Origin of the sequence: Desulfonatronospira sp. (assembly GCA_003563255.1) — a bacterium.
GTDB lineage: Bacteria > Desulfobacterota > Desulfovibrionia > Desulfovibrionales > Desulfonatronovibrionaceae > Desulfonatronospira.
The window spans coordinates 1-4080 of sequence record PWSL01000165.1; the positions used below are offsets into that span (position 1 = coordinate 1).

The 4080-nt window shown below is 51.7% G+C and carries 2 protein-coding genes and 1 pseudogene; all 3 read left to right on the forward strand.

Going from position 1 to position 4080, the window contains the following annotated elements:
• The first annotated feature begins 967 nt into the window (after nucleotides 1-967).
• Entirely contained in the window at nucleotides 968-1843 is an 876-nt protein-coding gene (locus QZP87_RS04760; RefSeq protein WP_291321775.1) for a polysaccharide biosynthesis tyrosine autokinase, read from the forward strand.
• Between the two features lie 455 nt (nucleotides 1844-2298).
• On the forward strand, nucleotides 2299-3594 hold the full coding sequence (locus tag QZP87_RS04765; RefSeq protein WP_291321776.1) for an AAA family ATPase: 1296 nt from the start codon (nucleotides 2299-2301) through the stop codon (nucleotides 3592-3594).
• A 203-nt stretch (nucleotides 3595-3797) separates the two neighbouring features.
• Nucleotides 3798-4080: pseudogene (locus tag QZP87_RS04770) on the forward strand (hypothetical protein); the annotation flags it as partial.

Consider the following 4080-nt stretch of genomic DNA (forward strand, 5'->3'; position numbering starts at 1 on the left):
GCTCCGCGTCCACAATGACCGCAGGAGCGGTCGGGCTACGCTCCCACGCAGAGCGTGGGAGCGATAAACCCCCAGATTATGCAGGCATTATGTAACACTTATTTTATGACAAACCCTTAGTGGACGCAAAGCGTCCTGAAGATGTTCCCACGCAGAGCATGGAAACAAATTTCGAGCAAAGACGGGGCTTGAGCGCCTGGTACCAGGACTGTTCCCGCTAAGAACCAGCCAGATCATTTGGGACAAGTGAGTCCCGGTGGAGCCAGTCCCCGTGCCACATGCAAATGGCTAAACTGTTACAGTGCGACATGCGGGACAGTCATATCTGTTTAAAGTTTGTGCAAAACGCCTGATTCAAAATAATTCTTTTTTTACTTGAAAAAATATTAGACTTTGTTTAAATAATACAAGTTTGACTTTGCGCCATTGTTTTATCTCTTCCAGGCACCCTGTCCGGGAGAACAGCAGGCGGTATTCTGCAGCCGGTTTTATCATGAACAATGCCCGGGCATTTATAACAGCCCGCTGCAGATCCACCTTTCAGCCTGGCACTACAGCGATACTTAGTGGCTTACTCCTGAAACCCTGTTACAAAAAACAAGAAAAATTTAGCCATGACGGGGGTTTAGCACTTGGCACTGGGACTGTTTCATTTTTGGACACTAAGCTCAGGTGCTCCCCCCGCCGCGCAAGCGGCTGATGCCTTTTCCTTGCGGGTCCCGCCCCGTGAAACAACGCTGAAAGCGTTCCTGCGCAGCAGGGTTTCACTGGGGTCTTATTCCCGCAAGGAAAAAACAAGCTTCTTCAATCTCTTTTATCTGTGTCAATCTGTGTGATCTGTGGGCTAAAAACTCTTTTCTTAATTGGGTTGCAGGCAAAGCCCGCCTTAGGCTTTTATTCTTCAACAATTAACAATTAACTGACATCAATTTCTTTTTCTGACAGGCTTTCAGGAGTAAGGTAAGACATGAGCAAGCTGCATAAAGCTCTGGACAAGGCCAGAGAACAAAAAAACAGGGGCACCACTTCTGTTGCCTTCTCACCTGACCAGGACAGGCTGGCCAGGGCCTATGAGAGGGCTTCCAGAGACCTTACAGACCAGACCGCATCACCTGTAAGATCTGCAAACAGAAAAGCTGCCCGGGAAGAGGGGGTCAATCCCAGTTACACCCGCACCCAGGTTTTTACCCCTGATGCCCGGATCCTGGAATCCAACCGCATAATGACGCCTTCAACAGATCCCAGGGTAAAGGACTACTACGACATTCTGCGCACACAGGTCTTGCAGCGTACGATTCCCAATGGCTGGAACAGCCTCATGGTGACCAGCGCCCATCCGGGAGAGGGCAAAACCCTGACCTCCATCAACCTCGCCCTGGCCATAGCCCGCCAGGTTCAGCAAACCGCCCTGCTGGTGGGGGCCAATTTCAGAAACCCCAGGCTTTGCTCCTGTTTCGGCCTGGATGAGGACAGGACAGGTCTGGGCGATTATCTCCTGGACAGTGTTCAGGTCCATGATATCCTGTTTTCTCCGGGCGTTGACAAGATGGTCATTCTTCCGCCGGGCAAGAATATGCCGGCTACTGATATGCTGGGCTCTCCCAGAATGAAAAACCTGGTCCAGGAGCTAAAGACCAAGTATCCGGACAGGTACGTCATCTATGACTGCCCTCATGTGCTGGACATGCCGGATTCCCTGGTCTTTTCCTCCTACGTGGACGCGGTGCTCATGGTGGTCCAGGCCGGGAAGACGCCTTCCCAGGATGTCCAGGAGGCCGTGCGCACTCTGGAAGAACAGGGGGTGAATATCATCGGCATGGTCCTTAATGCAGTACGTCAGTAGTGCCTTACTGCTCAAAGTCTGTCACAAAAAAAAGAACCACGCGAAGCGCGGTAGACAAAATGAGCAGGATAATCAATCATCTGTCCCCATCGCCAAAGGCGAGTGATTACCTTTTATCCCGCCTTCCGGGCGGGATAAAAATCTTCTCTCTTCATCACTCTCTTAATCCTGTAAATCCTGTCTAAAAAACTCTTTTCTTTTTCATAGCTTATAAGTATAACCACCACTAGACAAAATGAGCAGGATAATCAATCATCTGTCCCCATCGCCAAAGGCGAGTGATAACCTTTTGGCCTGGCCTCCGGCCAGGACAAAAACCTTCTCTCTTCATCACTCTCTTAATCCTGTTAATCCTGTCTAAAAAACTCTTTTCTTTATCTTAGATTGCAGACATAACCCGCATCAAATAGGTAGTCGAGACCAAAACAGAAAAAACTCAACAGGCCGCCTGGAATATGTACACAGATTTCTTCAAGCTTAAAGACAAGCCTTTCAATATAGTCCCCAATCCGGATTGTCTCTACCCCAGTTCCAGGCATCGCCTGGCCCTGACCTATCTGGAGTACGGCTTAAGCCAGAGTATCGGATTCATCCTGCTCACCGGTGAAATCGGCATCGGCAAGACCACCCTTATCCGGAAACTTTTGTCCAATCTGGACTCATCGGTTGAAACCGCCCTTTTATCCAATACCAACCTGTCAGCTGACGACCTTCTAAAGCAGGTCATGCGCGAATTCGATCTGGAACCCGAACCCAGCGACAAGCCGGCCAATCTGGACATATTCAATTCTTTTCTCATAGACAGGTATTCCAGGGGCATAAATTCCCTGCTCATCATTGACGAGGCCCAGAACCTGTCCCTGCCGGCCCTGGAAGAGGTCCGCATGCTGTCCAACCTGCAGACCAGCGAAGACAACCTGCTGCAGATCATGCTCGTAGGCCAGCCCGAGCTGAGAGCCAGGATCAGGGACCCACGCCTGGCGCAGCTGGCCCAGCGCATTGCGGTCAGCTACCATCTCTCCCCCCTGGAACGTAGTGATACCCGGGATTACATCCTTTACCGCCTGAAAATGGCCGGCCGGGAAGATGACGGGCTTTTCACTCCGGAAGCCACAGACCTGATACATGAAAAAAGCAAGGGGGTCCCCAGGTCCATAAATATCCTCTGCGACATGGCCCTGGTGTATGCCTTTGGAGACGAGGTCCAGGTTGTAGACAGAGCCCTGGTGGAACAGGTTATAACCGACAGGGAACAGGAAGGAGTGGTCCCTGAAGGTGCGGTCTGGGTGGAATCCGGGGAATCCCTTGGTGCCTCGGAAATCCCGCAAGGAGAGACCGCGGGCCGGCTTACCCACCTGGAAAAATCCACGGCTGAACTCCGGGTCATGATCCAGCAGCAGGGCCGGGAGCTCCAGGACAGGCTCGCCGAGGACAAGGACAGGCTAATCAGCACCCTGCAGGAGTTACTGGAACAGGAGCGGGCCAGGTCGGACAAGTATTACCTCAAATATTTCAACTGTATCAAAAAAATGCGAAGCCTTGAGCAGACTTTGTCCGACAAAAACGGACCAACTCCAACAAACAGCCCCGACAGCAAGGATACTCACCATGAAGATGATCCAGCCCTGCAGCTTATAAAAGAACCGGACCCGGCACAGGAACCCCTGCATACTTCAGAACATCCCCATGACCCGGCCCCCCGCCGCCCCGGATTGCTCCGCAGACTCTTTTCAACTCGCAACTCAAAATAACCCCCAGTCCCACGCAATTAAATATCTTCCCATATACAGACGCACCGCCCCCCCGACCCCCGACCTCCGACCCTCCGACATCCGACATCCGACATCCGACCCCCGACCAAATCGAAAAATTTTGATTGAATAATGCAAAAATATCTAATAGACTTCCTCCATGGATAAAACCAGTTAAACCCCGATCCAAGGAGAAACCATACATGACATCCATCAAAGACCCGCACTCCAGCATCGGCCAGTTTATCCAGCTGGCAGAATTAAAACGCATCGCCGCCTACGTGGAAAACGCCATGACCAACGGCACCAACAAGCGCCTGGTAATTACCAGCCCTAATAAAGGAGAAGGTAAAACCATGCTTGCAGCCGGCCTGGCGGTACAGGCCGCCGGTACTTTCAGCTTCAAGGTCCTGGCAGTGGACCTGCACTGGCGTGCCCCCAGCCTGCACACATACTTTCAGAAGGAGCAGAACTTTGATGACTCCC